Annotated in this window: 26 protein-coding genes; 16 read left to right on the forward strand and 10 right to left on the reverse strand. The window is 74.2% G+C overall.

Annotation, left to right across the window (positions count from 1 at the left end; all coding sequences use genetic code 11):
* Positions 1-14 precede the first annotated feature (14 nt).
* The 3 genes from AC27L3_RS19370 (at position 15) to AC27L3_RS19380 (ending at position 3,402) form a co-directional block, all read left to right on the forward strand.
* Positions 15-710, forward strand: coding sequence for a class II aldolase/adducin family protein (locus AC27L3_RS19370; RefSeq protein WP_487235290.1), 696 nt, complete (start codon positions 15-17; stop codon positions 708-710).
* Between the two features lie 49 nt (positions 711-759).
* Positions 760-1,905, forward strand: coding sequence for an alpha/beta hydrolase (locus tag AC27L3_RS19375; RefSeq protein WP_487235291.1), 1,146 nt, complete (start codon positions 760-762; stop codon positions 1,903-1,905).
* 90 nt (positions 1,906-1,995) lie between these two features.
* Positions 1,996-3,402, forward strand: a complete 1,407-nt coding sequence (locus AC27L3_RS19380; protein WP_487235292.1) for a hypothetical protein — start codon at positions 1,996-1,998, stop codon at positions 3,400-3,402.
* Between the two features lie 45 nt (positions 3,403-3,447).
* Here AC27L3_RS19380 and AC27L3_RS19385 read toward each other — a convergent pair whose 3' ends face one another.
* Positions 3,448-3,870, reverse strand: a complete 423-nt coding sequence (locus tag AC27L3_RS19385; protein ID WP_487235293.1) for a VOC family protein — start codon at positions 3,868-3,870, stop codon at positions 3,448-3,450.
* A 4-nt stretch (positions 3,871-3,874) separates the two neighbouring features.
* Positions 3,875-4,765, reverse strand: a complete 891-nt coding sequence (gene ypfJ, locus AC27L3_RS19390) for a KPN_02809 family neutral zinc metallopeptidase (RefSeq protein ID WP_487235294.1) — start codon at positions 4,763-4,765, stop codon at positions 3,875-3,877.
* A gap of 190 nt (positions 4,766-4,955) precedes the next feature.
* Here ypfJ and AC27L3_RS19395 point away from each other — a divergent pair, with 190 nt between their 5' ends.
* From AC27L3_RS19395 to amaP, 8 genes are all read left to right on the forward strand, one after another.
* On the forward strand, positions 4,956-6,554 hold the full coding sequence (locus AC27L3_RS19395; RefSeq protein ID WP_487235295.1) for an ABC-F family ATP-binding cassette domain-containing protein: 1,599 nt from the start codon (positions 4,956-4,958) through the stop codon (positions 6,552-6,554).
* 391 nt (positions 6,555-6,945) lie between these two features.
* Positions 6,946-7,167 carry a helix-turn-helix domain-containing protein gene (locus AC27L3_RS19400; protein WP_344436970.1) on the forward strand — a complete coding sequence of 74 codons (222 nt, stop codon included), beginning with the start codon at positions 6,946-6,948 and terminating at the stop codon, positions 7,165-7,167.
* A gap of 123 nt (positions 7,168-7,290) precedes the next feature.
* Positions 7,291-8,082, forward strand: coding sequence for an enoyl-CoA hydratase/isomerase family protein (locus tag AC27L3_RS19405; RefSeq protein WP_487235296.1), 792 nt, complete (start codon positions 7,291-7,293; stop codon positions 8,080-8,082).
* A gap of 70 nt (positions 8,083-8,152) precedes the next feature.
* Positions 8,153-8,614, forward strand: coding sequence for an Asp23/Gls24 family envelope stress response protein (locus AC27L3_RS19410; protein ID WP_487235297.1), 462 nt, complete (start codon positions 8,153-8,155; stop codon positions 8,612-8,614).
* Between the two features lie 10 nt (positions 8,615-8,624).
* On the forward strand, positions 8,625-8,825 hold the full coding sequence (locus tag AC27L3_RS19415) for a hypothetical protein (RefSeq protein WP_487235298.1): 201 nt from the start codon (positions 8,625-8,627) through the stop codon (positions 8,823-8,825).
* A 3-nt stretch (positions 8,826-8,828) separates the two neighbouring features.
* Complete coding sequence (locus tag AC27L3_RS19420) at positions 8,829-9,182, forward strand: Asp23/Gls24 family envelope stress response protein (protein WP_487235299.1); 354 nt, start codon at positions 8,829-8,831, stop codon at positions 9,180-9,182.
* Positions 9,179-9,727, forward strand: coding sequence for a DUF6286 domain-containing protein (locus AC27L3_RS19425; protein ID WP_487235300.1), 549 nt, complete (start codon positions 9,179-9,181; stop codon positions 9,725-9,727). The genes AC27L3_RS19420 and AC27L3_RS19425 overlap by 4 nt, the downstream gene beginning before the upstream one ends.
* 7 nt (positions 9,728-9,734) lie before the next feature.
* On the forward strand, positions 9,735-10,331 hold the full coding sequence (amaP, locus tag AC27L3_RS19430; RefSeq protein ID WP_487235301.1) for an alkaline shock response membrane anchor protein AmaP: 597 nt from the start codon (positions 9,735-9,737) through the stop codon (positions 10,329-10,331).
* A gap of 286 nt (positions 10,332-10,617) precedes the next feature.
* Here amaP and AC27L3_RS19435 read toward each other — a convergent pair whose 3' ends face one another.
* The 5 genes from AC27L3_RS19435 to AC27L3_RS19455 all read right to left on the reverse strand — a co-directional run bounded on the left by AC27L3_RS19435 (position 10,618) and on the right by AC27L3_RS19455 (position 17,748).
* The gene (locus AC27L3_RS19435) at positions 10,618-11,373 is read right to left on the reverse strand and encodes an SDR family oxidoreductase (protein ID WP_487235302.1); all 756 of its coding nucleotides are present in this window, start codon (positions 11,371-11,373) and stop codon (positions 10,618-10,620) included.
* A gap of 4 nt (positions 11,374-11,377) precedes the next feature.
* Complete coding sequence (locus AC27L3_RS19440) at positions 11,378-13,168, reverse strand: glycoside hydrolase family 15 protein (protein ID WP_487235303.1); 1,791 nt, start codon at positions 13,166-13,168, stop codon at positions 11,378-11,380.
* Between the two features lie 29 nt (positions 13,169-13,197).
* Positions 13,198-14,013, reverse strand: coding sequence for an SURF1 family cytochrome oxidase biogenesis protein (locus AC27L3_RS19445; protein ID WP_487235304.1), 816 nt, complete (start codon positions 14,011-14,013; stop codon positions 13,198-13,200).
* 56 nt (positions 14,014-14,069) lie between these two features.
* Positions 14,070-15,059 carry a DEDDh family exonuclease gene (locus tag AC27L3_RS19450; protein WP_487235305.1) on the reverse strand — a complete coding sequence of 330 codons (990 nt, stop codon included), beginning with the start codon at positions 15,057-15,059 and terminating at the stop codon, positions 14,070-14,072.
* A gap of 61 nt (positions 15,060-15,120) precedes the next feature.
* Positions 15,121-17,748 carry an MXAN_6230/SCO0854 family RING domain-containing protein gene (locus AC27L3_RS19455; protein WP_487235306.1) on the reverse strand — a complete coding sequence of 876 codons (2,628 nt, stop codon included), beginning with the start codon at positions 17,746-17,748 and terminating at the stop codon, positions 15,121-15,123.
* A 244-nt stretch (positions 17,749-17,992) separates the two neighbouring features.
* Here AC27L3_RS19455 and AC27L3_RS19460 point away from each other — a divergent pair, with 244 nt between their 5' ends.
* Positions 17,993-18,889, forward strand: coding sequence for a sterol desaturase family protein (locus AC27L3_RS19460; RefSeq protein WP_487235307.1), 897 nt, complete (start codon positions 17,993-17,995; stop codon positions 18,887-18,889).
* A complete protein-coding gene (locus tag AC27L3_RS19465; RefSeq protein ID WP_487235308.1) occupies positions 18,886-19,563 on the forward strand; it encodes a lysoplasmalogenase family protein in 678 nt (225 codons plus the stop codon). The genes AC27L3_RS19460 and AC27L3_RS19465 overlap by 4 nt, the downstream gene beginning before the upstream one ends.
* Here the strand turns inward: AC27L3_RS19465 and AC27L3_RS19470 are convergent.
* Positions 19,553-21,103 (reverse strand): S8 family serine peptidase, encoded by a 1,551-nt coding sequence (locus AC27L3_RS19470; protein WP_487235309.1) that lies wholly within the window; start codon positions 21,101-21,103, stop codon positions 19,553-19,555. The two genes, AC27L3_RS19465 and AC27L3_RS19470, sit on opposite strands and share 11 nt — an antisense overlap.
* A 369-nt stretch (positions 21,104-21,472) precedes the next feature.
* On the opposite strand from AC27L3_RS19470, the gene AC27L3_RS19475 reads away from it, so the two are divergent.
* From AC27L3_RS19475 to moaA, 3 genes are all read left to right on the forward strand, one after another.
* The gene (locus tag AC27L3_RS19475; RefSeq protein ID WP_487235352.1) at positions 21,473-21,790 is read left to right on the forward strand and encodes a DUF485 domain-containing protein; all 318 of its coding nucleotides are present in this window, start codon (positions 21,473-21,475) and stop codon (positions 21,788-21,790) included.
* The gene (locus AC27L3_RS19480; protein ID WP_487235310.1) at positions 21,787-23,418 is read left to right on the forward strand and encodes a solute symporter family protein; all 1,632 of its coding nucleotides are present in this window, start codon (positions 21,787-21,789) and stop codon (positions 23,416-23,418) included. The genes AC27L3_RS19475 and AC27L3_RS19480 overlap by 4 nt, the downstream gene beginning before the upstream one ends.
* A gap of 89 nt (positions 23,419-23,507) precedes the next feature.
* Positions 23,508-24,497: a GTP 3',8-cyclase MoaA gene (moaA, locus tag AC27L3_RS19485; protein WP_487235311.1), complete on the forward strand. Its 990-nt coding sequence runs from the start codon at positions 23,508-23,510 to the stop codon at positions 24,495-24,497.
* Positions 24,498-24,531: 34 nt separating this feature from the next.
* On the opposite strand, the gene AC27L3_RS19490 is transcribed toward moaA, so the two are convergent.
* Positions 24,532-24,786, reverse strand: a complete 255-nt coding sequence (locus tag AC27L3_RS19490) for a hypothetical protein (protein ID WP_487235312.1) — start codon at positions 24,784-24,786, stop codon at positions 24,532-24,534.
* Positions 24,787-25,012: 226 nt separating this feature from the next.
* The gene (locus tag AC27L3_RS19495) at positions 25,013-25,396 is read right to left on the reverse strand and encodes a DUF3099 domain-containing protein (protein ID WP_487235313.1); all 384 of its coding nucleotides are present in this window, start codon (positions 25,394-25,396) and stop codon (positions 25,013-25,015) included.
* Positions 25,397-25,610: the final 214 nt, after the last annotated feature.

The following is a 25,610-nucleotide window of genomic DNA, read 5'->3' on the forward strand; positions in this document are numbered from 1 at the left end:
GGAGGTGGAGATCGATGATGCTGTCCGAACCGTCCCCGCAGATCCCCGGACAAGGGGGCCCGCTCCCCGACGGCATCGCCCGTACCTGGGCGGATGTGGTCTCCACGGCCCGCCGCGCCGCCGCCGACCGGCTGGTGGTGGGCACCTCGGGGAACGTCTCCGCGAGGGTCGGGGACGTGGTGCTCGTCACGCCCAGCGGCGTCCCGTACGACCGGCTGGGCCCCGCCGACGTCGTCGGCGTCGACCTGGACGGCCGGCAGGTGCTCGGCACGCTCGCCCCCACCAGCGAACTGCCCATGCACCTGGCCGTCTACCGCGCCACCGGCGCCGCCGCGATCGTGCACACCCACGCCGTGCACGCCACGGCCGTCTCCCTGCTGGTCGGCGAGCTGCCCGCCGTCCACTACATGACCGCGGCCCTCGGCGGCCCGGTGCGCGTGGCTCCGTACGCCCTGTACGGCACCGAGGAACTGGCCGGGCACGTGCTGGCCGCCCTCGACGGCCGCACCGGCTGTCTCCTGCGCAACCACGGCACCCTCACCTACGGCGACACCCTCGACCGGGCCTACGACCGCACCGCCCAGCTGGAGTGGATGTGCCGGCTGTGGCTCACGGCATCCTCCGTCCCCGGCGGCACCCCGGCCCTCCTCTCCCCGGACCAGCTGGCGCAGGCGGCGGAGAAACTCTCCGGCTACGGCCAGGAGCCGTAGTGCGCCCGCCCACTGGCCGGTGGCGGCGACGCCGCCCACACTGGAAGGCGTGAGCGCCCGCCGAGCGGCCGCGTGGGCCGCAACCACACTGATCGGTCTCGGCGCAGCCGCCGTCGCCGCCGGCCGCTACGCCGGCGACGCCGCCCTCAAGGCCGCCCCGGGCCACCCGCTGCCGGGTGAGCCCCGGCTCACCGTGCACGACGTGGAGTCCGGCACCGTCACCCTCACCCGCACCCCGGCCGCGCTGCGCCCCGGCACGTACGGCCTGGCCGGCCGCCGGGTGCACGCAATCGTCGGGCCGGTCGTCCCGGACGTCTCGCATCCGCACGACTGCGTGGTGCGGCGCCTGGAGAAGGTGGTCAGGGGCAGTCTGCAGCCCGGCGACCGGGTCCGCCTCACCCCGCAGCTGCACACCGGCACGCCCCGGGACGCGCTGGGCATCGACCACGACGACGTGACGGTGCCGGGCGAGCTGGGGCCGCTGCCCGCATGGTTCGTGCCGGGCGGCCGCGACACGTGGGTGATCAGCGTGCACGGTCCGTTCGCCGGCCGCGAGCACGCCATGGTGCTGATGCCGTTCCTGCACCGGCACCGCCTGCCGGTGCTCGCCGTCACCTACCGGGGTGATCCCGGAGCCCCGCGCCAGGCGCACGGAATCAGCCACTTCGGTGCAAGGGAGTGGCGGGATGTGGACGCTGCTGTCCGCTACGCGGTGGCTCACGGCGCCCGCCGCGTGGTGCTGCACGGCTGGTCGACCGGGGCGACGATGGCGCTGCTGGCCGCCGTCCGCGAGGCGGAGGGCGGCTCCGGCCCGGAGCTGCGGGGGCGCGTCAGCGGGCTCGTCCTGGACGCCCCGGTGCTCGACTGGCCCGCCCTGATGGCGGCCCTGTCGGTCCACCGCGCCCCGGCGCCGCTGATTCCGCTTGCGGTCCGGGCGGCCGAGGGCCGCCTCGGTCTCGCCCCCGACGGACTCGCCCGGGCCGCCGACCCCGGCCCGCTCCGGGTGCCCGTCCTCGTCCTGCACGGCACCGAGGACACCCTCGCGCCGCTGGAGCGCTCCCGTGCGCTCGTCGCCCGCAAACCGGAGCTGTTCTCGCTGCAGACCGTGCGCGGCGCCGGCCACGCCGGGGCCTGGAACACCGACCCGGAGCGCTACGAGGAGGCGCTGCGCCGCTTCCTCGTCCCCCTCATGTGAGGCGCCCCGTGGCACCCCGCCAGGGGCCGCGCGCGGCCGGATAGTTGATTCCGATTGGGTTTTCGGAGCGTGAACGGCAAGACTGCTCCTGTGACGTCCCGTACTCCGCGCGACTCCCGGCTCAGACTGGTCCCCCGACAGCCGATCACGGCCGCCCGCCGGGCCGTGGCGGGCCGCGGCGCCCGGCCGGCGCCCCGCCCGCCCGCCGGCACCCCGGCCCGGCAGGAACTCGCCCGGCAGGCCCGGGCCGGCCTCACCGGCGCGGTCCGGCTGGCCCGTTGGGCGGCCGAGGAGTGCGCCCGCGGCGCCGTGCTGCGACCCGGCGCGGAAGGCGGCCTGTGCGGCCCCACGGCCGAACGCGCCACGGCGGCACTGGGGCTGACCCCGCACGAGGTGCGCCACCACTGGGACCGCGCGCGCCTGGCCGGCCTGCTGGAGCTGCACGGCGACACCGCCCGGCCCGGCTGGCGGCTGCAGGCGTGGGACCGCGACGACAGCGCCGTGCTGCGCGGCTGGGTCGCCCTCTTCGACGCCTGGTCCCTGGCCCACCCCGAGCCCGCCGACGCCGACCCGACGGTCGCCGCCGAGGTCGTGGAGGCCGTCCCGCAGCTGCTGTCCGTCATGCACCTGTCGGCCGGACCGGTGTCGGTGGCGATGCTGCTCGACCTGCTGCAGCAGCGCGTCGCCGAGATCCGCGCCGAGCGGTGCGAGGTGCCCTACGGGGGCCCGCCCCCGCCCGCCCCGGCCCGCGCCGCCGCCGGCGACCCCCTGCCCGGCCTGCTGGACTGGGCCCTCGCCGCCCTGGACTCGGTCGGCGCCCTGGTCATGCGCGGCACGGGCCCGGCCGCCGAGGCCGTGCTGACCCCGCTCGGCAACTGGGCGGTGTGGGTGAAGCTGGAGCAGATCTGCGTCGCCGCCCAGAGCCCCGCCGGCAACATCGAGCTGTCCGCGCAGGCCATGCTGCTCGGCTGCGCCGACCTCAGCCCCGGCCCCGCCCGCGCCGAGTACCGCGCCTGGCTGGCGGCCCGGCCCGTGCGCAGCGCCGTCACCGAGCTGCTGGAGGCCGCCCGCGGCGACGACGCCATGGTCCGCGGCCTGGCCTTCGAGGCGCTGCGCGCCGTCGGTGCGCCCGCCGAGCCCGCCGTGCGGGCCGCGGCCGCCGAGCCCGTCCTGCGGCCGTACGCGCTGCTGTGGCTGGCCGAGCACGAGGGGCACGACCCCGAGGACGCCGCGGAGGTGCTCACCCGCGAGGAGGCCACCTGGCTGTGGGTGGACACCGCGGCGGCCGTGGCCGACCACGGGGAGGGGCGCCTGCTGGTGCGCCACCTGGAGTCGGCGGTGCAGGGCACCGTGCCGGGGCTGCTGGAGGAGGTCCGCGCGGTGGGCCATCCCCGCACCGTCCAGGTGCTGGTCGCGCTCGCCGCCGCCCACCCCGACCCGGCCCTGGCCAAGGCGGTGCGCCGGGCGGCGTTCCAGGTGCACCGGGGCGGCGCGTAGGGGCGCAGGGGCGCCCGCCGGGGGCCCACGGGCCCCCGGGCGCCCTCAGCCCGCCACCTGCGGCCCCTGGGGCGCGTACGTGCCGAAGCTCCAGACGTTGCCGCCGAGGTCGCGGGCCATGTAGTCGCGCGAGCCGTACTCCTGGTCCGTCGGCGGCATCACGATCTCCACGCCGTGCTCCACCGCCCGCTTGTGGTGCGCGTCGGTGTCCTCGACGACCACGTAGACGCCCATGGGCCCGGCGCCCGCCATCGCGTCGTCGAAGACGCCGCCGCGGCCTCTGGAGCCGACCATGACGATGCCGTTGCCGTAGACGAGCTCGGCGTGCAGGACGGTGCCGTCCTCGCTCTCGTACAGCGCGGCCCGGGTGAAGCCGAAAGCCTCGGTGAGCTGGTCGATCGCGGCCTTCGCATCGTCGTACAGCAGTGCCGGGCAGATGGTGGGCGCGGCGGTGCTCGTCCCTGTCATGAGGTCACTCCTTGAACGTGTCGCAGCGGGTCGTGTCCCCCGTCGTGTACCCGGTGGTGAACCACTGCCGGCGCTGGGCCGCCGAGCCGTGCGTCCAGCTCTCGGGTGTGACCTTGCCCTGGAACCGCTCCTGGATGCGGTCGTCGCCGACGGCGGCCGCGGCCGACAGGCCGTCGTCGATGTCGGCCCTGGTCAGCTGCTTGACCAGCGGCCGGCCGGTGGACTTCTCCGGGGTCGTCGTCGCGTGGTGGGCCCACACGCCGGCGTAGCAGTCGGCCTGGAGCTCGACCTTGACCGAGTTGCTGCCGGCGCCGGTGAGCCGGTCCTGGGCGCGGGAGAGGGTGCCGGTGAGGTTCTGCACGTGGTGCCCGTACTCGTGGGCCACCACGTACGCCTGGGCGAAGGGCCCGCCGCTCGCCCCGAACTTCGTGCGCAGCTCGTCGAAGAAGCCCAGGTCGAGGTAGACCTTGCGGTCGCCGGGGCAGTAGAACGGGCCGACGGCCGAGGTGGCGGCGCCGCACGCGGTGGCGACCCGGCCGGTGAACAGCACGGTCGAGGCCGGCGTGTAGGTGCCCGAGCGGCGCGTGAGCTCCCCGCTCCAGAACGACTGGGCGCTGTTGACGATGCCGACGATGCGGCAGTCCTGCCGGGTGTTGGCGTCCTTGCCCGTACGGCAGCTGCGGGCGACCTCCGCCTCCGAACTGGCGGAGGCGTGCGGCGCCGGCCCGCCGCCGCCGAGCCCCAGCTCCTGCGGCCCGACGCCGAAGATCAGCCCGAGCGCCAGGGCGATCAGCCCGACGATGCCGCCCCCGACGGTCAGCCCCCCACCGGGGATGCCCGAGCGCCGATCCTGCACCTGCGAGGTGTCGAGATCCGCGTCGTCGTCGAACTGCATGCGCCCACCGCCCTCCGGGCTCGCCGTCCTCCCGGAACGAGTATCGGGGACGCGCACGGACCCCGCCCGGGAAAACGGCTTGCACGCCCCCGTTAGACTGGCTCCATGGCCATTCTCCTCGTGCATTAGACGGCGTCGAACGACCGCAGCCCGTCCCTCCGCCGTCCACCCTGCTCAGGAGTACCACCCCGTGATCACCGCTTCCGGCCTCGAGCTGCGCGCCGGCGCACGCGTCCTCATCGAGTCCGCCAGCTTCCGCATCGCCAAGGGCGACCGCATCGGCCTCGTCGGCCGCAACGGCGCCGGCAAGACCACCCTCACCAAGTGCCTGGCCGGTGAGGGCATCCCCACCGCCGGCAGCATCACCCGTTCGGGAGAGGTGGGCTACCTCCCCCAGGACCCGCGCACCGGCGACCTCGACGTCCTCGCCCGCGACCGGGTCCTCTCCGCGCGCGGCCTCGACGAGGTGCTGCGCAAGATGCGCGAGAACGAGGACCGGATGGCCAACGGCAAGGGGGCCACCCGCGAAAAGGCGATGAAGAAGTACGAGCGCCTGGAGACGGAGTTCCTCACCAAGGGCGGGTACGCCGCCGAGGCCGAGGCCGCCACCATCGCCGCCAGCCTGGGCCTGCCCGACCGCGTCCTCGGCCAGCCCCTGCACACCCTCTCCGGCGGTCAGCGCCGCCGCGTCGAGCTGGCCCGGATCCTGTTCTCCGACGCCGACACCCTGCTGCTGGACGAGCCGACCAACCACCTCGACGCCGACTCCATCGCCTGGCTGCGCGACTACCTCAAGACCTACCGCGGCGGCTTCGTGGTCATCTCCCACGACGTCGACCTCGTCGAGACGGTCGTCAACAAGGTCTTCTACCTCGACGCCAACCGCTCGGTGATCGACGTCTACAACATGGGCTGGAAGCTGTACCAGCAGCAGCGCGAGGCCGACGAGAAGCGCCGCAGGCGCGAGCGGCAGAACGCCGAGAAGAAGGCCGCCGCCCTCAACGCCCAGGCCGACAAGATGCGCGCCAAGGCCACCAAGACGGTCGCCGCGCAGAACATGGCCCGCCGCGCCGAGAAGCTGCTCTCCGGCCTGGAGGCCGAGCGCGCCGCCGACAAGGTCGCCAAGCTGCGCTTCCCCGAGCCCGCGCCCTGCGGGAAGACGCCGCTGATGGCCGAGGGCCTGTCGAAGTCCTACGGCTCCCTGGAGATCTTCACCGACGTCGACCTCGCGATCGACAAGGGCTCCCGCGTGGTCATCCTCGGCCTCAACGGCGCCGGCAAGACCACCCTGCTGCGCCTGCTGGCCGGGGCCGAGCAGCCCGACACCGGGCGGGTCACGCCCGGTCACGGGCTGAAGATGGGCTACTACGCGCAGGAGCACGAGACCCTCGACCCGGAGCGCACGGTCCTGGAGAACATGCGCTCCGCGGCGCCCGACCTGGACCTGGTCGAGGTCCGCAAGGTGCTGGGCTCCTTCCTCTTCTCCGGCGACGACGTCGACAAGCCGGCCGGGGTGCTCTCCGGCGGCGAGAAGACCCGTCTGGCGCTGGCCACCCTCGTCGTCTCCTCCGCCAACGTGCTGCTGCTGGACGAGCCCACCAACAACCTCGACCCCGCCAGCCGCGAGGAGATCCTCGGCGCCCTGCGCACCTACAAGGGCGCGGTCGTGCTGGTCACGCACGACGAGGGCGCCGTCGCGGCGCTGGAGCCGGAGCGGATCATCCTGCTGCCGGACGGCGTGGAGGACCTGTGGGGCCCGGACTACGCCGACCTGGTGGCGCTGGCCTGACCGGCGCCGCCGGGCCCGCCCGGCACCCCGTGCCCTCGTCTTGATCGGTCGCCTCCCGATCATTCGGCCGAGTCGTGATCCATCATCTGAGTGAGGGCGGCTCGTACCCCCGCGCCACCGGACGCTCCGGCGCACGCGCTGTGCGAGGTGCGGGGCGCCGTTTGCGCCGGCCGCGCGGGGGGCCCGTCTGACCTGCCCGTTCGCCGCACCACCCGTACGGCCGTACGAGCCGGAAACGAATCGAATCCCCTGTTCCGGGCGCTGTCGTGGCCCGATTGCGCGGCGGTTTCCGCCGGCGGACTTCGGATCGACCTTGCCGAATGGGTGGCCATGACGCGCCCTAGGGGTGATCATGAGAGACAAGAGGCGCATCTCCCATGAGGAGGCACGGGTGGCCGAGACTCTGAAGAAGGGCAGCCGGGTGACCGGCGCCGCGCGCGAAAAGCTCGCGGCAGACCTGAAGAGGAAGTACGACTCCGGTGCGAGCATCAGGGCGCTGGCCGAAGAGACCGGCCGCTCCTACGGCTTCGTCCACCGGATGCTCACGGAATCCGGCGTGGTCCTGCGCGGCCGCGGCGGAGCAACGCGCGGCAAGAAGGCCGCCTCGGTCTGACGCCGCGCATCCCGCAGCAAGCGAGCACAGCAGTCAGGACAGCCCACCCGGTCGGCCGACCGGCCGCCCGGGTGGTTACTGTGCAGTCACCATTACGCGACTGCGGCCCATCCGGAGGCCCTCATGACTGCCCGCACCACCCTGCTCGACCAGGACGGCGTACAGCTCACCGTTGACGACGCGGTTGCCACCGTCACGCTCACCAACCCCGCCAAGCGCAACGTCCAGTCGCCCGCGCTGTGGCGGGCGCTGACCGAGGCGGGCCGGCTGCTGCCGGGCACCGTGCGGGTCGTGGTGCTCAGGTCGCAGGGCGCGTCCTTCTCCGCCGGGCTGGACCGTCAGGCCTTCACGCCCGAAGGCTTCGACGGCGAGCCGTCCTTCCTGGACCTCGCGCGCGGCACGGATGCGGCGCTCGACGCCGAAATCGCCGCCTACCAGGAGGCGTTCACCTGGTGGCGGCGCCCGGACATCGTCTCCATAGCCGCCGTCCAGGGCCACGCCGTCGGCGCCGGCTTCCAGCTCGCCCTCGCCTGCGACCTGCGCCTGTGCGCCGAGGACGCCCAGTTCGCGATGCGCGAGACCAGCCTGGGCCTGGTGCCCGACCTCACCGGCACCCACCCGCTCGTCGGCCTGGTGGGCTATGCGCGCGCCCTGGAGATCTGCGCCACCGGGCGCTTCGTCCACGCGGCGGAGGCCGAGCGCATCGGCCTGGCCAACGTCGTCGTCCCGCTCGACGAGCTCGCCGCCGCCACCGACGACCTGACCGCCGCCCTGCTCGCGGCCCCGCGCGACGCCGTCGTGGAGACCAAGGCCCTGCTGCGCGGCGCCCTCGACCGCACGTACGACGAGCAGCGCGTGGCCGAGCGCGCGGCGCAGGCGCGCCGGCTGCGCGACCTGGCGGGCCTCGGCGAATAGCGCCTCCTTCCGCCCGGGCGGGGTGTAGCAACCCCGCCTAAGGTGGCAGAAGGACTGGAGGAGGATCGAAATGACCGACACCAGCGACCAGAGCCACCCGGGCCGCCCCGCCGCCGTGACGGGCCGCGGCGGCAAGGAACTGCCCGCCCCCGCCGAGCGGGGGCGCACCACGATCGCCGACGGCGTCGTGGAGAAGATCGCCGGCCTGGCGGCCCGCGACGTGCTGGGCGTCCATGCCCTCGGCAGCGGCCTGAGCCGCTCCTTCGGCGCCGTGCGCGACCGCGTCCCCGGCAGCAGGTCGGCCACCCGCGGCGTGAAGGCCGAGGTCGGCGAGGTGCAGACGGCCCTCGACCTGGAGATCGTCGTCGAGTACGGCGTCGCCATCGCCGACGTGGCCCGCGCCGTGCGGGAGAACGTCGTCACCGCCGTGGAACGCATGACCGGGCTGGAGGTCGTCGAGGTCAACATCGCCGTCACCGACGTCAAGCTGCCCGACGAGGACGAGGAAGAGCCCGAGCCGCGGATCCAGTGAGGAGCATGTGATGAGCATGGCCGTGGCCGGCCTCGCCGCCGGCATGGCGCTCGGCTTCGCCGGGTACTTCGGCGGGTTCGGCGCCTTCCTGCTGGTCGGCTCGCTGGGCGCGATCGGCTTCGTCGCCGGCCGCTGCTTCGACGGCGACCTCGAACCGGGGGAGTTCGCGCGCCTGCTGCGCCCCCGCGACCGCGACGGACGCGGGAGGTAGCCGGTGGCCGCACCACGCCCGGTGGAGCCCGCCGACCGCGGGGCCACCCGGATCGCCGACCGCGTCGTCGCCAAGATCGCCGGCCAGGCGGCGCGCGAAGCGCTCACCGGCACCCTGCCCGACGACCACGAACCGCCCTACGCCGCCGTCGACGTGCACGACGGCACCGCCCGCGTCCGCGTCGCCGTCGAGCTCGACTACCCCGCCGACATCGCCGCCCGCTGCCGGGACGTGCGCGCCCGCATCGTCGAAAGGGTCCGCACCCTGGCGGGCATGGAGGTGCCCGAAGTGGCGGTCACCGTCGAACGGCTGCACTCCGTCCACACCTCGCGCACCACCGGGGAGCGGGTGCGATGAGCCGTGGCGACCGGCGCCCGTGGTCCGCCCGCAGGCTGCCCGCGGCCCTGCTCGCCGCCGCGCTCCTGGCCGCCGCCGGCCTGCTGCTCTACGACACCGCCGCCGTACGGGCCGGCCACCCGGCCATGGCCTGGCGCCGCACCCTCGCCCACGACCTGGCCACCGTGCACCTGCGCAACCCCTGGATCGTCACCGGCGCCGTGGCCTGCATCCTCGCCGGCGGCTGGCTGATCGCGCTCGCCCTGACCCCCGGCATGCGCCGCCTGCTGCCGATGCGGCACGACGACGCCGACGTACACTCCGTGCTCGAACGCCGCGCCGCGGCCCTGGCGCTGCGCGACCGCGCCCTGGAGGTGCCCGGCGTGCGCTCGGTGCGCGTCGACGTCGGGCGCCGGGTCGTGCGGGCCCGTGCCGAGGCCCACTTCCGCGACCTGGACGAGGTGCGCACCGACGTCAACTCCGCCCTCGCCGACGGCGTCCGCGCCCTGGGCCTGGTGCGCGAACCCTCCCTGTCCGTGCACGTCCGCCGGCCGCCGAAGGGGTGAGCCCACGGTGCTCAGGACCGTCAACCGGGTACTGCTCGCCCTCGCCGGACTGCTGCTGCTGGCCCTGGGCGCCGCCGTCCTCGTCGGGGCGCTCGACCTGCAACGGCGCTGGGCCGTCCGGCTGCCGGCGGCCTGGCCCTTCGACGGGCCCGACGACGTCCTGCTCACCCGGGCACAGCGGCAGCGGTGGCGGGGACGGTCGTGGTGGTGGCCGGCGGTTCTGGCCGCCCTGGCCGTCACCGTGCTGCTCGCCCTGTGGTGGCTCTGGTCCCAGGGCCGCCGCCGGCGGCTGCGGGAGGTGGCCGTCGTCAGCGGCGGCGGCGAGGTCGACGTCGTGCGCGGCCGGGCCCTGGAGGAGGCCATGGAGGCGGAGGCCGAGGCGCTCGACGGCGTGGACCGGGCCCTCGTCGCCCTGTCGGGACGGCGCACGGCACCGCAGGTGCGCATCGCGGTGGTGCTGGGGGCGCGGGCGGCGCCGGCGGACGCGCTGGCCCGGCTGACCGGCGAAGTGCTGCGGCACGCACGGGCCTCGGCGGGGCTGGGCCGCCTGCCCGCGGAGATCCGCCTCCGCGCGGTGCGGCGCCGCGCGGAGCGGGTGGGGTAGGGGCTGACGCCCCGTCAGGGGCGCGGCCCTTCGTCTGCGGGTGCGTCGTGGCTCGCCGGCCGCCCCCCGCTTACGGGGCGCCGATGGAGCGCGCAGCGCCCCATCAGGGGCGCGGGGAACTGCGCGAGCGGCCAGTGACGGCCCGCAGCCGACACGCCACCCCGGGGGCCGACTGCGGGCGCGTCGTGGCTTGTCGTGCCCACGCGGCGGCAGCCGCAGATCGGCACCGCCCCGCGCCCCTACGGGGCGCCGTGGTGGCGCGTGACGAAGAGCCGCCGCGGACGTCCTAGAACCCGTGCCGGGCCCCGCCGTCCACCGACAGGACGACTCCCGTCACGTACGACGCCGCCGGGGAGAGCAGGAAGGCCGCCGCGCGGCCGAATTCCTCGGGGGTGCCGTAGCGGCCGAGGGGGATCTCCGCCTCGCGGCGCGCCTTCGTCGCCTCGGCGTCGCCCGACAGGGCGTCCAGTTCCTTCAGCCGGTCGGTCGCGATGCGGCCCGGGGCGAGGCCGATCACGCGGATGCCGCGGGGGCCCAGTTCGCGGGAGAGGGACTTGGCGAAGCCGGCCAGGCCCGGGCGCAGGCCGTTGGAGATGGTCAGGCCCGGAATCGGTTCGTGGACGGAGCCCGAGAGGACGAAGCCGATCACGCCGCCCTCGTCCAGTTCCGCCGCGGCCGCCCGGGCCAGTCGTACGGCGCCGAGGAAGACGGAGTCGAACGCGGCCCGCCACTGGTCGTCGTCGTTGCCGAGGGCCGTGCCGGGCGGCGGGCCGCCGACGCTGACGAGGACGCCGTCGAGCCGTCCGAAGTGCTCGCGCGCCGCGCTCAGCAGCCGCTCGGCCGCCGTGGGGTCGGCGTTGTCCGCGCCGATGCCGATCGCGCCGGGGCCGAGCTCCCGTGCCGCCGCCGCGGCGGTGTCCGCGTCGCGGCCGGAGAGCACCACGCGGGCGCCGTCGGCGGTCAATTCGCGTGCGGTGGCGTGGCCGAGGCCGCGGCTGGCTCCGGTCAGGACGTACACCCGGTCCTTCAGTCCAAGATCCATGCCCTCAGTGTGCCGGTCCGGCGCCGTCGAGCAACAAGGCGGTGCCCACGAGGCCGATGTGGCTGAATGCCTGCGGGAAGTTGCCCAGCTGCCGGCCGGCGCCCGGGGCGTACTCCTCGGCCAGCAGGCCGACGTCGTTGCGCACGGCCAGAAGCCGCTCGAAGAGGGCGCGGGCCTCCTTGGGGCGCCCGGTCAGGTGCAGCGCGTCGGCCAGCCAGAAGGAGCAGGCCAGGAAGGTGCCTTCGGTGCCGGAGATGCCGTCCACCGCCGCATGGGCGAGGCCGTCGCCGTAGCGGCGCACGAAGCCGTCGTCGGTGAGCTCGCGCCGTACCGCGTCGACGGTGGACAGGACGCGCGGGTCGTCGGGCGGCAGGAAGCCGGTGCGGGGGATGAGCAGGGTGGCGGCGTCCAGTTCGGTGGAGCCGTAGGACTGGACGAAGGCGCCGCGCCCGGCGTCGTAGCCCTTCTCGCACACCTCGCGGTGGATCTCCTCGCGCAGGGCCCGCCAGCCGTCCAGGTCGCCGTCCAGGTCCGCGTCGGCCTCCAGCGTGCGCACCGCGCGGTCGGCGGCGACCCAGGCCATGACCTTGGAGTGCACGAAGTGCCGGCGCGGGCCGCGCACCTCCCACAGGCCGGCGTCGGGCTCGCGCCAGTGCTCGCGCAGGAAGTCCAGGAAGCAGCGCTGGATGTTCCAGGCGTGCGGCTTGGCGCGCAGCCCGCCCTCGCGGGCGGCGTGCAGCGAGTCGACGACCTCGCCGTAGACGTCGAGCTGCAGCTGGGAGACGGCGCCGTTGCCGGTGCGTACGGGGTAGGAGCGTTCGTAGCCGGCCAGCCAGGGCAGCTCGGTCTCCGGCAGCCGGCGCTCGCCCGCCAGCCCGTACATCGTCTGCAGGTCGGCGGGGTCGCCGGCGACGGCCCGCACCAGCCAGTCGCGCCAGGCGCGGGCCTCGTCCTCGTAGCCGAGGGCGAGCAGCGAGTTCAGGGTGAGGGTGGAGTCGCGCAGCCAGCAGTAGCGGTAGTCCCAGTTGCGTACGCCGCCGATCTCCTCGGGCAGGGAGGTGGTGGGGGCCGCGACGATGCCGCCGGTGGGGGCGTAGGTGAGGGCCTTGAGGGTGAGCAGCGAGCGGACGACGGCCTCGCGGTAGGGCCCGCGGTAGCGGCAGCGGCCGGCCCAGGCGCGCCAGTCGGCGAGGCTGTGGTCGAGGGCCTCGTGGGGGTCGATGAGGGCGGGCCGGGGTTCGTGGGAGGGGTGCCAGGTCAGGACGAAGGCGATCTTCTCCCCGGCGCCGACCGTGAACTCCGAGCGGGTGCTGCGGCCCTCGCCGCGGGTGGGCACCTCCGGTTCGCTGCGCAGCCAGGTGGAGTCGGGGCCGGCGACGGCGACGCGGTGTCCGTCGGTACGGCGCACCCAGGGCACGATGGCGCCGTAGTCGAAGCGCAGCCGCAGCACGCCGAGCATCTCGACGCGGCCGCTGAGGCCCTCGACGATGCGCACCAGGTCGGGGGCGCGGTCGCGCTGCGGCATGAAGTCGGTGACTTTCACGGCGCCGTCGGCGGTCTCCCACACGGACTCGAGGACGAGGGAGTCCTCCAGGTAGGCGCGCCGGGTGCAGGCGCCGGCGCCGGCGGGGGCCAGGCGCCAGTGGCCGTTGTCCTCGTCGCCGAGGAGGGCGGCGAAGCAGGCGGGGGAGTCGAAGCGGGGCAGGCAGAGCCAGTCGATCGAGCCGTCGCGGCCGACGAGGGCCGCGGTCTGGAGGTCGCCGATGAGCGCGTAGTCCTCGATGAGTGCTGCCACGCGTGGCGTCTTCCCAGCTGGGAGGGTGGTTACTCCGTGCCGGGGGCTGTCCGGGCGACCGGTTCGGGTGCGCCGGGCTGCGCGGTCGTCTCCTGCTGTGCGGCCTGCGCGGCCCGGTCGCGGCGCTCACGGCGCACGAGCACGACCCAGCCGACGGGCACGAACGCGGTGAACAGCCACCACTGGATCGCGTACGCCATGTGGTTGCCGATGCTGCTGTGGTCCGGGTCGGGCACGACCTGGGGCTGGCCGGCGGCGGTGGGGGAGATCAGCTCCAGGTAGCCACCGAGCAGGCTGCGGTGCAGCGTGGCGGCCTGGCGCTCGCTGTTGATCCGCATGATCATGCGGGGCGGCAGGCCCTTGGTGTCCTTGATGCCGCTGCTGGCCGTCTCGTCGGCGCGCAGCCGGCCGGTCACGGTGATCGTCCCGGCCGGGGGCGCGGGAACCTCGGGGAACGTCAGCTGACCCGCGTCGGCCGGGATCCAGCCGCGGTTGACCAGCACCGCGCGGCCGTCGGCCAGCACGAGGGGGGTGATGACCATGTAGCCGGACTTGCCGGAGGCGTCCGTGCGGTAGCGGGCGACGACCTCGCCCTTGGCGTCGTAGGTGCCGGTCGCGGTGACCCGGCGCCAGACGGCGTCCTGCGGCACGTCGCGGCCCGGGGCGGTCAGCTCGGTGACCGGCACCGGGGGCCGCGTGAGGCTGCGGGCGATGTGGTCGTTGCGTGCCACCCGGGCCTCGTGGCGATGCAGCTGCCAGAAGCCCAGTCTGATCATCGCCGGGATCAGGGCGAGCCCCACGAGGGTGAGGATCACCCACTGCCGGGTCAGCAGGAAGCGGTACACGCATTTGACGGTACCTGGTGGGATTCGCACCCCGGCCGGTGGGTGCCGCTTGCCGGTCAGACCCGGCTCTCGGCGGGGACCACATGGGACAGGAGCTGGACGAAGGCCGCCTCGTCGATCACGGGGGTGCCGAAGGTGCGGGCCTTGGTGACCTTGGAGGTGGGGGAGTCGGGGTCGTTGGTGACCAGCACGCTGGTCAGCCGGGAGATGCTCGTCGCCACGTGCAGCCCGGCCTCCACGGCCCGGTCCTCCAGCAGCTCGCGGTCGATGGAGGTGTCGCCGGAGAACGCCACCCGCATGCCCTGAATGAGCTGTTCGCCCGGTTTGTAATGGCCGGGGTTGGGATACGGGCACGCCGGACGCTTGCGGCTCGCCCGCCACGTCGAGCGGAACGACGGCTGATAACCGGCCCTCGGCGACGGGACCGGCGCCGGCGAGTCCGACCACTCCGTCAGCGGCTGGCAGGCCAGCAGCGGCAGCCGCAGCCCGCTCTCGGCCGCCCGGTGCAGACTCGGCCGGAACGCCTCCGCCAGCACCCGGGCGTCGTCCAGCGCGTGGTGGGCGCGCTCCTGCACCACGCCGTAGTGCGCGGCGAGCGACTCCAGCTTGTGGTTGGGCAGCGGCAGCCCGAGCTCCTTCGACAGCGCGATCGTGCACAGCCGTTGGCGCACCGGCGCGGCCGAGCGCGCCCGGGCGTACTCGCGGGCGATCATCGACCAGTCGAAGGCCGCGTTGTGCGCCACCAGCACCCGGCCCGCGAGCCGCTCCGCGAACGCGCCGGCGATCTCCGCGAACAGCGGCGCACCCTCCAGGACTTCGGAGGTCAGACCGTGGATCCACACCGGCCCCGGATCGCGCTCGGGGTTGACCAGCGTGTACCACCGGTCCTCGACCCGGCCCCGGGCGTCCAGCTGGTAGACCGCCGCCGACACTATCCGGTCGTCCCGGGCGAGCCCGGTGGTCTCCACGTCGACGACCGCGTACCCCTCGGGATAGGCGGCCGGCCACGGGTCGGGCAGGGGTGTGTCGGTGCGGTCGTCGAGCATGGTCCAAGAGCTTAAGGGCCCGCACTGACAGCGCGGGATCCGGCCGTGCCGAGCGACACCTTCAGGCCAGTGCCGACAGCAGCTCCCCGGCCGTCACCCGCACCGTGCCCTCGCACCCGTCGACGGCGCCCGGCAGCAGCCGGTAGACCGTACCGGTCGCCTTGCGCACGCCCACCGACCCTTCCAGCAGGGCGACGAAGGCGTGCCGGCCCTCGATCGCCGCCGCGGCCAGCTCGTGGGCGTCCCCCACCGGCTCGCAGAAGTCCGGGGGCGCCAGCGCGCGCAGCCGCGCCGCGAAGGCACCGGCGCCCTCGCCCGCCCGGCGCCCGTACCGCCACAGCTCGGCGGCCCCGCCCGGCACGCGCCGGAGCACCGCGACCTCGCCCGCCCGGGCGGCCGCGTGCCAGCAGCCCAGCTCCCACAGGCTCACCCGGGCACCGGAGGAGAAGTAGCCGGTCAGCTCGCGGCCCAGCACGCCCATCGCATTGCCGTGCCGGCCCACGCTGTGCAGGCCGCTGTCACCCGGAAGGTGGACATCGGTCCACAGGGCTCGCCCCTCCGCCAGGTCGACGACCATCGGCACGCAGGCCCGCGACCGCCCGGTCAGATCGAAGCGCTGCCGCACCGTGCGCGGATCGTACGACGCGCCCCGCGCCCCCGTGCCCGGCAGCGTCATGAACCCGGCGAAGGCGTCCGGCAGCTCCTCGAAGGGAATGTTGTTGTAGCTGAAGACCACCGGCACCGCGTAGCGCACGTCCGCCTCCAGCAGGGCGAGCACGTCCAGGTCGACGTACTCGGTCGCGCCGTCGGGCGCCGGCGCGGAGGTGAGGTCGCCGGAGTGCACCGCGGCGTCCTGCCGGAACCGCAGCTTCGTGTAGTCGCACAGCCCGACGCCGTTCCACTCCTCGTCGAAGAAGGCCACCGACAGGTCGAGGTCCACCCGCTCGCCCGCGGGCTCCATCCAGTGCAGGAACAGCCGCAGCACGTCCCCCTCGGGCAGGCCCAGGGTGCTGCCGCGCGGCACCGCCACCAGGGAGGCGGCCGCCGAGTGCTCGGCGAAGGGCACGGCCAGGTCGGCCAGGCCGGAGTCCAGCAGCGCCACCTCGAACGGCGGGGCGGCCGACAGCCGCCGCAGCGCCTCCGCCTCCAGCAGCGCGCACACCCGCTCCACGACCGGCGCGGCCAGCGGCTCGCGCAGGTCCTCCACCGCGTGCACGCGCGTCACCGTGCCGCGGGGGAAGAACACCCGGCGCGCCGATGGCAGGTGCCGGCCCCGCAGGGCGCCCAGCGCTCCCAGCAGTGCCCCCGCTCCCACCGTGGGCAACCCCTGCTCCAGCGCCTCGGCCACCTCCGGCGCGAGCTCGCCGCCGCCGTACAGCCGCAGCACGTGGTCCAGGCGCCGCACCAGCTCGCCGGGCCGCTGCCGCAGCAGCGCCACGGCCGCTGCCGGATCGCCGGCGCGCAGCGCCTCCTCGACCCGCCCCGCCCAGGTGCGCGGCACGATCCGCGTACGGCCGTCGGGCGCCGCCCGCAGCGCCACCGCCTCCGGGTGCCGCTGTGCCGTCGCGAGCAGCGCGCGGGCCAGCGGGCCGGTGCCGCAGACGTCCGTGTCGCGCAGGGCCGCGAAGGCCAGGGCCGCCCGCGGGTGGCGCGCGTGCTGCTCGAAGGGGTGCAGCAGCTCGGCGGCGCGCCGCCACGCGGCCCGGTGCCGCAGCAGGTCCTCGACGAGCGAGGCGGGCTCCAACCCCTCCAGCACGCCCAGCAGTTCGCGCCGCAGCCCGCGCGGCAGACCGCGCTGGCGCGGGGGCTGCAGCAGGTCCGCCTCGCCGCCGGACCACACGCACAGCAGCCGCAGCACGTCGGTGGCGGTCGTCAGCCGCAGCGGCAGCAGCTCGCGCACCGCCGCCACGGTCGCCGGGCCGCCGTCGCGCAGCAGCGTGCCGAGCACCAGTGCCTTGGTCTCGCGCACCGGGACGTCCTGCGGCAGCCATGCGAGGCCGCCGGGCTCGGCGTGCGCCAGCAGCACCTTGAGGTCGTCCCGGTCCTGCGGCGACAGCGGCGTGGTACGGGCCAGCAGCGCGGCCAGCTCCCGGGCGGCGTCCGCGGTGCGCGAGGTCCCCAGCACCAGCAGCTTCAGCGGGCCCGGGGACGGCACGCCCGCGTCCGCCACCGGGCGCGACGGTCGCAGGAAGGGATCGTCGCGGTCGATGCGCCGGTGGCACAGCGGGCACCCGGCGTAATCCGCGCCGTCCCAGCAGGAACGGCACACCAGGTGCGCACACGGCGCGACGGGGTGCACCCGCCCGACCGTCCCGCACAGCACGCACGGCTGGTCCGGCCGCTGCAGCAGCAGGGTGAAGACACGGTCGACGTACAGCGCGAACGTCTCGTGCGGCACCGAGGCGGGGAAGTCGCGGAACAGCGGCATGTGCGTACGGTCCGCCCCCAGCTGCGCGTCGAGCGCGCGCAGCAGGCCGCGTCCGGTGTCGGCCAGTGCCTCGGCCCCGGCGCCCGCCAGCGCCGAGCGCAGCGGCTCGGTCAGCGCGTGCCCGCGCGCGAGCAGCTCGGCCTCCAGGGCCGTCAGTCCCGCGGCCATGCGCGGGTCGCCGGCGGCCGGGCCCGTCGCCGGCTCGTGGTCGATGTGGACGATCTGGGCGCGGCGCAGCAGAACGGCCTGGAGCGTGGACACGAAGAACCCCCCGGAGAAAGCGAAGCGGGGGCGGGAAGTGGGCGCGCTCGTTTCTGTGGAGGAAAGGGAGAAGGAAGCACACCGCGGAGCCGCCCCCGCACCACGATTCTAGGAGCCCGCCGATCACGGTCGCGAACGGTTTTCCCCGGCTCTCCCCGCCCCGGCGACCGCCGGTAACAAAGATTCGGTACCCGGGGGTAACAACCCCTAGCGACAAGGCCGTCGGCGTGCTTATGGTGCGCCCATGCCGCACCTACCCGACGTGGTCCTGTGGTCCATACCCGCCTTCGTCGTGCTCACCGCGCTGGAAGCGGTGAGCTACCGGATCCATCCCGACGACCGCCTGGAGGGATACGCGGCCAAGGACGCGGCGACCAGCATCGGCATGGGGCTCGGCAGCCTCGTCTTCGACGCCCTGTGGAAGATCCCGATCGTCGCGCTCTACACGGCCCTGTACGAACTGACCCCGCTGCGCGTGCCCGTCCTGTGGTGGACGCTCCCGCTGATGCTGCTCGCGCAGGACTTCTTCTACTACTGGTCGCACCGCGGCCACCATGTGGTGCGCATCCTGTGGGCCTGCCACGTGGTGCACCACTCCAGCAGGAAGTTCAACCTCACCACCGCCCTGCGCCAGCCGTGGACGTCGCTGACCGTGTGGCCGTTCTACGTGCCCATGGTGCTCGCCGGCGTGCACCCGGCGGCGTTGGCGTTCTGCTCCTCGGTCAACCTCGTCTACCAGTTCTGGGTGCACACCGAGCGCGTCGGCAAGCTGCCCGGGCCGCTGGAGTTCGTCCTCAACACGCCCTCGCACCACCGCGTCCACCACGCCTCCCAGGGCGGCTACCTCGACCGCAACTTCGGCGGCATCCTCATCGTCTGGGACCGGATGTTCGGCTCCTTCGTGCCGGAGGGCGAACGCCCCGTCTACGGACTGACGAAGAACATCGCCACCTACAACCCGCTGCGCGTGGCCACCCACGAGTACGCCGCGATCGCCCGCGACGTGCGGGCCGCCCGCAGCTGGCGCGAGCGCGCCGGCCGCGTCTTCCGCGGCCCCGGCTGGCAGCCGGGGCCACCGGCCGCCGAGCCCGCCGTGCACGCCGAGCGCCCGGCGGCCGTGCAGCCCGGACGGGCCGCGTGAGGGCCGCCCGGGCCGTGCCGGCGGCCTTCGGCGCCGTCGCCGCGGCCCACCTCGGCGCGCTGCTCGCCCACGCCACGACCCTCGCCCACCTGACCAAACCGGCCCTGATGCCGCTGCTGGCCGCCGCCGTGCTGCTGCACGGCGGCTCCCGCCTGCTCGCCGCGGCCCTGCTGTGCGGCTGCGCCGGCGACGTCCTGCTGCAGGCCGACGGCCGTACGCCGTTCCTGCTGGGCATGGCGGCCTTCGCCGCGGGGCACCTGTGCTACCTCGCCCTGTTCGCCCGGCACGGCACGCCGAGCGGCAGCCGTACGTACCGGCTCGCCGCCGCGTACGCCGCCGCCTGGCTCGCCACGGTGGCCCTGCTGTGGCCCGGCCTGGAGGCCGGCATGCGGCTGCCCGTCGTCCTGTACAGCCTGCTGCTGACCGCCATGGCCCTGGCCGCGACCCGGGCCGGGGCGTGGGCCGCGGCCGGCGGAGTGCTCTTCCTCGTCTCCGACTCGCTGCTGGCCGGCACGCTCGCCGGCTGGCCGCAGGCGCCTGCCGCCCAGTTCTGGGTCATGCTCACCTACGCCGCCGCCCAGGCCCTGCTCGCCTACGGCGTGCACCGGTGCGTCGCGGCGGCGGGGGCCGGCCGGCAGCGGCCGGCCCCCGCGCGGGCGGCGGTCAGTCCGTGACGGCCGCCAGGGCGTCGACGATGCCGTAGCCGTAGAAGCTGTTGACGTGCTTGGTGCCGGTGCACGCGGCCTTCCACTTGCCCGTGCCGTCCGGGTCGTAGCCGGCGGCGGGGCAGCCCGGGTTCTTCGCCTGGGCCTTCAGGAGCCACTGGATCTCCTGCGGGCTGGAGCCCGGGTGGGCGCTCTTGAGCAGCGCCGCCACGCCCGCCACGTGCGGGCTGGCCATCGAGGTGCCCTGCAGGAAGCCCCAGTCGCCGCCGGGCAGGGTGGACAGGATCCGGCCGTCCTTGGCGGGCAGTTCGGGTATCTGCAGCGAGTCGCCGCCGGGGGCGGCGACGTCGATCGCGTTCAGACCGTAGTTGGAGTAGAAGGACTTCCCGGACTTCACCCCGGTCGCGGCGACGGTGACCACGCCGGGCAGGGAGGCGGGCACGTCCAGGCACTGCCGCGGGTCCACCTTGCGCGGCACCGGCTTGGAGTCGTTGGGGCTGGAGGCGTCGTCCAGCTGCGGCGCCGCGAGGTCCAGGTTGGAGTTGCCGGCGGCGGCGACGTTGACCACGCCCTTGTCCTGCGCGTACTTGGCGGCCCGGCCGACCGCCTCGGCTATCGCCTTCTGGTCGCCGTCGTCGGGGCAGTTGAACAGCCACGGGTCGACGTAGTAGCTGTTGTTCGTCACCGACACGCCGTGGTCGGCGGCGAAGACGAACGCGCACACCACGCTCTCCGCGTAGAAGAAGGCGTTCTTGTCGGGCGTGCTCACCTTGATGCCGGATACCTTCACACCAGGAGCAACACCGGAGACGCCCAGACCGTTGCGGGCCGCGGCGATCGTCCCGGCGACGTGCGTGCCGTGGTAGTCGTCGGCCGGGTTGTGCGGGCGCCAGGCGCCCGGGCTCGTGTCGGCCTTGCCGGACACGCAGCTCGCGGACTGCCCGGCGGAGAAGTTCGGGGCCAGGTCGGGGTGGGTGTCGTCCACGCCGGTGTCGATGACGGCGACGGTGACCTTCCTGCTGCCCGCGTTCACCTTCGCGGCCTTGTCGGCGCCTATCGCGCCCAGGTCCCACTGCAGGCCCTCCAGCGGCTCCTTGCCGGCCGCCAGCGACCGGGCGGCGGCCCCCTTCTCCTCCTTCGACAGCTTCAGCCGCTCGGGCTTGCCGTAGTCGGTGGTGGCCGCCGAGGTGATGGGCGCGGTGCGGGTGGCGCCCGCCGAGGACACCCCGGCCACCGACCGCATGGCCTTGGCGAATCCGGCGTCGCGGGAGTGGACGACGATGACGCCGATGCGGTCGTAGGACACCACGATGCTGCCGCCCGCCTTCGCGACGGCCTTCTTCACCCGGGCCAGCGTGCCCCGGTCCGTGGCCGTGTTCACCACGTACGACAGCAGCGGTCCCGTCGCGGTCGCGGCGGCGGAAGGGGAGGCGGGGGCCTGCGGGGCGGCGCTGGCCGCGCCGGGCAGGAAGCCGAGGGAGGCGGTGAGCGCCAGTCCGAGCGGGGCGGCGAGGAGCGCCTGCCGCCGTCTGAGACGCAGATGAGCCATGGCCATGAAGGTCTCCACATCATCCGGGAATCCGCCCGCCGCACAGATGTGCGGGGGCGGTCGCGCATGACGAGTGAAGCTAGCGCCGATCAGCGGCGGCGGGCAATGAATTCACCGAGACTGGGGGGCGCCCCTCCGGCTGATCCGGCCGTCAACCCCGCGCTTGCCCACGGCCGTCCGCAGAGGGACGGCACAACGCCGCCCCCCTGTCGCATACTGCGGTGTCACCCTACGATGCGTGATCCGAGTCACAAGATCCCGGCTCGCGCCCCCATCCAAACCTCGTCAGGAGAGGCCGTGGACCCAGAAGAGGCCGTGGGTGCCCCACCCAGCGCACCCCAGGGGCCGGACGAGCCGCCCCGCGCCGCCATTCCCGCCCAGCCCGACACCTTCGCCGACCTCCAGCGCAGCGCCGAATTCGGGGAACTGCGCCGGGCGCACCGCTCCTTCGCCTTCCCGCTGACCATTGCCTTCGTCAGCTGGTACCTGCTGTACGTCCTGCTGTCCAACTACGCGGGCGGCTTCATGGACACCATCGTGCTCGGCAACATCAACGTCGCCTTCGTCCTCGGCCTGGCCCAGTTCCTGACCACCTTCCTGATCGCCTGGTGGTACGCCCGGCACGCCGCAGCACGCATCGATCCCAAGGCGGAGGCCCTCAAGGCCCGGCTGGAGGCGGGGGAATGAGCACCGAAGCCACCCAACTGCTCGCCGCCGGCGGCGCGGGCGAACACCGCACCCTGATCATCACCCTCTTCTCCGTCTTCGTCGCCGTGACCCTCGGCATCACCGTCTGGGCCGGCCGGCAGACCAAGGACGCCACCGACTTCTACGCCGGCGGCCGCTCCTTCACCGGCTTCCAGAACGGACTGGCGATCTCCGGCGACTACATGTCCGCCGCGTCCTTCCTGGGCATCGCCGGCGCCATCTCGCTCTACGGCTACGACGGCTTCCTGTACTCCATCGGCTTCCTCGTCGCCTGGCTGGTCGCCCTGCTGCTCGTCGCCGAGCCGCTGCGCAACTCCGGCCGGTTCACGATGGCCGACGTCCTCGCCCACCGGCTCGAACAGCGGCCGGTGCGCACCGCGGCCGGCACCTCCACCATCGTCGTGTCGATCTTCTACCTGCTCGCCCAGATGGTCGGCGCCGGTGCCCTGGTGGCCCTGCTGCTCGGCGCCACCGGCGAGGGCTCCCGGCGCTGGATCATCGTCCTGGTCGGCCTGGTGATGGTGCTGTACGTGACCATCGGCGGCATGAAGGGCACCACCTGGGTGCAGATCGTCAAGGCCGTCCTGCTCATCGCGGGCACCGTGCTGATCACCGTGCTCGTCCTGACCAAGTTCCACTGGAACCTCTCCACCCTGCTCGGCCGCGCCGCCGAGGCCAGCGGCAAGGGCCGGGCCTTCCTGGAACCGGGCCTGCAGTACGGCAAGGACGGCACCTCCAAGCTCAACTTCATCTCCCTGGGCCTGGCCCTGGTCCTGGGCACCGCCGGACTGCCGCACATCCTCATCCGCTTCTACACCGTCCCCACCGCCCGGGCCGCCCGGACGTCGGTGAACTGGGCCATCGGCATCATCGGCGCCTTCTACCTGATGACCATCGCCCTCGGCTTCGGCGCCGCCGCCCTCGTCGGTCCCAAGGCCATCACCGCCTCCAACGAGTCCGGCAACACCGCCGCCCCGCTGCTCGCCCAGGAGATCGGCGGGGGAGCGGGCTCCACCGGCGGGGCCGTCCTGCTGGCGGTGATCTCGGCGGTCGCCTTCGCCACCATCCTCGCCGTGGTCGCCGGCCTGACCCTGGCCTCCTCCGCGTCCTTCGCCCACGACCTGTGGGCCAACGTCATCCGCAAGGGGCGCACCGGCGAGAAGGAGGAGATCCTCACCGCCAAGCTCGCCGCCGTCGTCATCGGCGCGATCTCGATCGCGCTGGGCATCTTCGCCCACCGCCTCAACGCCGCCGCCCTGGTGGCCCTCGCCTTCGCCGTCGCCGCCTCGGCCAACCTGCCGACGATCCTCTACAGCCTGTTCTGGAAGCGCTTCACCACCCGGGGCGCGCTGTGGTCGATCTACGGCGGGCTGATCTCCTCCGTCACCCTGGTGATCTTCTCCCCGGTCGTCTCCGGCAACGCCAAGGCGCTCTTCCCCGGCCTGAGCTTCGACTACTTCCCGCTCGGCAACCCGGGCCTGGTCTCCATCCCGCTCGGTTTCCTCCTCGGCTGGGCCGGCTCCCTGGCCTCGAAGCCGGCACCGGACCAGGACAAGCGGTACGCGGAGCTGGAGGTGCGCTCCCTGACGGGCTACGGAGCCCACTGAGCCCCCTCCCGGCGCCCCCTCCCGCGGCCGATCGCGTACGCTGCGATGCGGCGGTTCCACTGTCCAGTCCGCGGGAGGGGGCGTTCGCCGTGCTCATCGACACCTACGGCCGCGTCGCGACGGACCTGCGCGTCTCCCTGACCGACCGCTGCAACCTGCGCTGCACGTACTGCATGCCCGCCGAGGGCCTCGCCTGGCTGCCCAGGCCCGAGCTCCTCACCGACGACGAGATCGTCCGCCTCGTCCACGTCGCCGTCACCCGTCTTGGCGTGCGCGACGTCCGCTTCACCGGCGGGGAACCCCTGCTGCGGCCCGGGCTGGTCGACATCGTCGCCCGCTGCGCCGCCCTCGCCCCCCGGCCCCGGCTGTCGCTGACCACCAACGGCATCGGCCTCGCCCGCACCGCGGCCGCCCTGCGCGCCGCCGGCCTGGACCGGGTCAACGTCTCCCTCGACACCCTGCGCCCGGACGTCTTCGCCACCCTCACCCGGCGCAAGCGCCACCAGGACGTCCTCGACGGCCTCGCCGCCGCCCACGCCGCGGGACTCACCCCCGTCAAGGTCAACGCCGTCCTGATGCGCGGACACAACGACGACGAGGCACCCGAACTGCTGGCCTGGGCCCTGGAGCACGGCTACGAGCTGCGCTTCATCGAACAGATGCCGCTGGACGCCCAGCACGGCTGGCAGCGGGACGGCATGATCACCGCCGAGGAGATCCTCGCCGGCCTGCGCACCCGCTTCGCGCTCACCCCCGAGCCGGACGACGCCCGCGGCTCCGCCCCCGCCGAACGCTGGCTCGTCGACGGCGGCCCGGCCCGCGTGGGCGTCATCGCCTCGGTCACCCGCCCCTTCTGCTCCGCCTGCGACCGGACGCGGCTGACGGCGGACGGGCAGGTGCGCACCTGCCTGTTCGCGCGCGAGGAGTCCGACCTGCGCGGAGCGCTGCGGGCGGGGGCGACGGACGAGGAACTGGCCGGGCTCTGGCGTACGGCGACGCGGGGCAAGAAGGCGGGCTCGGGCCTGGACGACCCGTCCTTCCTCCAGCCGGCCCGGCCCATGTCGGCGATCGGCGGATAAGCCTTGAGGCCGGATGAGCCTTGAGGCCGGGGTCTCAGTCGCCCGCGGGGGCCTGCCGCTCCCACTCCTCCAGCGTCACGACGTCCTTCAAGAACCCCCGCACCGCCAGGAACTGCGACAGGTGCTCGCGGTGCTCCTCGCACGCCAACCACGTCTTGCGCCGCTCGGGCGTGTGCAGCTTGGGGTTGTTCCACGCCAGCACCCACACCGCCGCCTCGCGGCAGCCCTTCGCGGAACAGATCACAGCGGGATGCGCAGCGGGACTCGAAGCAGGATTCGGGGAGTTCACGCCCCGACCTTAACGCGGGACCGCGTGGACACGGCGACGCCGGGCAGCCACGGGGGGAGCCGCCCGGCGTCGGTCTGTCGCTCCGACGGGGGATGCGGAGCGCCTACGAAGTATGTCACGGGGGGCCCGGAACGGGGCACCGATCCACATGATTGATCTGAGGTTTTCTTGAGCTTGTCACACCGCTCCCCCGCCCCTCGCGACGCCTCCCGCCGGCCGCCGACGGTCAGCGCTGGTCGCGGCCTTGATCGCGGCCGGGTGTCTCGCCGGCTTCCGCGACCGGTTCCGCAGGAGCCCCTGCCGGCGTCGCCGGTCCCGTCGTGAGCACCGGCCGGCTCGGCCCGCCGATGAACGCCTTCGGCAGCGAAGGGGCATTCTCCCGGCCGGCGTTGGCGATGACGACGGCCACGTAGGGCAGCAGCGCACCGAGGACCAGCGTCCCGATCGCCACATGGCGCTCCACGTTCCACAGCACCACCGTGAGGATCACGGAGATCGTGCGGATGCCCATCGAGATGACGTACCGGCGCTGGCGGCCGCGCACGTCCTCCGCCAGGCCCTGCCGGGCGCCGGTGATCCGGAAGACTTCGCCTCCACCGTGCTTCCGCATCACGTTCCACCACCCGATTGCCGTGCCGACGCCCCTCGGGCCGCTACGGGATCCACGTTACGCCGCGCCTGTGCCGGGTACGAGACCGGGTCGCCCGCCGCAGGCTCGTGCACGGGCGCTCGACGTGCACATACGGCGTACGGATGGCTCCGACGTGCGCCGTAGGGGGCAACGCCCCACAATGGCGGAGCACGGCACATCGCTCCGTACGAGG

Source organism: Streptomyces sp. PKA51, from assembly GCF_057552455.1.

Excerpts from the sequence above, each read along its gene's own strand:
- AC27L3_RS19370 (WP_487235290.1), top strand. The coding sequence starts at position 15 with ATGATGCTGTCCGAACCGTCCCCGCAGATCCCCGGACAAGGGGGCCCG.
- AC27L3_RS19385 (WP_487235293.1), bottom strand. The coding sequence starts at position 3,870 with ATGACAGGGACGAGCACCGCCGCGCCCACCATCTGCCCGGCACTGCTG.
- ypfJ (WP_487235294.1), bottom strand. The coding sequence starts at position 4,765 with ATGCAGTTCGACGACGACGCGGATCTCGACACCTCGCAGGTGCAGGAT.
- AC27L3_RS19405 (WP_487235296.1), top strand. The coding sequence starts at position 7,291 with ATGACTGCCCGCACCACCCTGCTCGACCAGGACGGCGTACAGCTCACC.
- AC27L3_RS19410 (WP_487235297.1), top strand. The coding sequence starts at position 8,153 with ATGACCGACACCAGCGACCAGAGCCACCCGGGCCGCCCCGCCGCCGTG.
- AC27L3_RS19415 (WP_487235298.1), top strand. The coding sequence starts at position 8,625 with ATGAGCATGGCCGTGGCCGGCCTCGCCGCCGGCATGGCGCTCGGCTTC.
- AC27L3_RS19425 (WP_487235300.1), top strand. The coding sequence starts at position 9,179 with ATGAGCCGTGGCGACCGGCGCCCGTGGTCCGCCCGCAGGCTGCCCGCG.
- AC27L3_RS19435 (WP_487235302.1), bottom strand. The coding sequence starts at position 11,373 with ATGGATCTTGGACTGAAGGACCGGGTGTACGTCCTGACCGGAGCCAGC.
- AC27L3_RS19450 (WP_487235305.1), bottom strand. The coding sequence starts at position 15,059 with ATGCTCGACGACCGCACCGACACACCCCTGCCCGACCCGTGGCCGGCC.
- AC27L3_RS19460 (WP_487235307.1), top strand. The coding sequence starts at position 17,993 with ATGCCGCACCTACCCGACGTGGTCCTGTGGTCCATACCCGCCTTCGTC.
- AC27L3_RS19470 (WP_487235309.1), bottom strand. The coding sequence starts at position 21,103 with ATGGCTCATCTGCGTCTCAGACGGCGGCAGGCGCTCCTCGCCGCCCCG.
- AC27L3_RS19480 (WP_487235310.1), top strand. The coding sequence starts at position 21,787 with ATGAGCACCGAAGCCACCCAACTGCTCGCCGCCGGCGGCGCGGGCGAA.
- AC27L3_RS19495 (WP_487235313.1), bottom strand. The coding sequence starts at position 25,396 with ATGCGGAAGCACGGTGGAGGCGAAGTCTTCCGGATCACCGGCGCCCGG.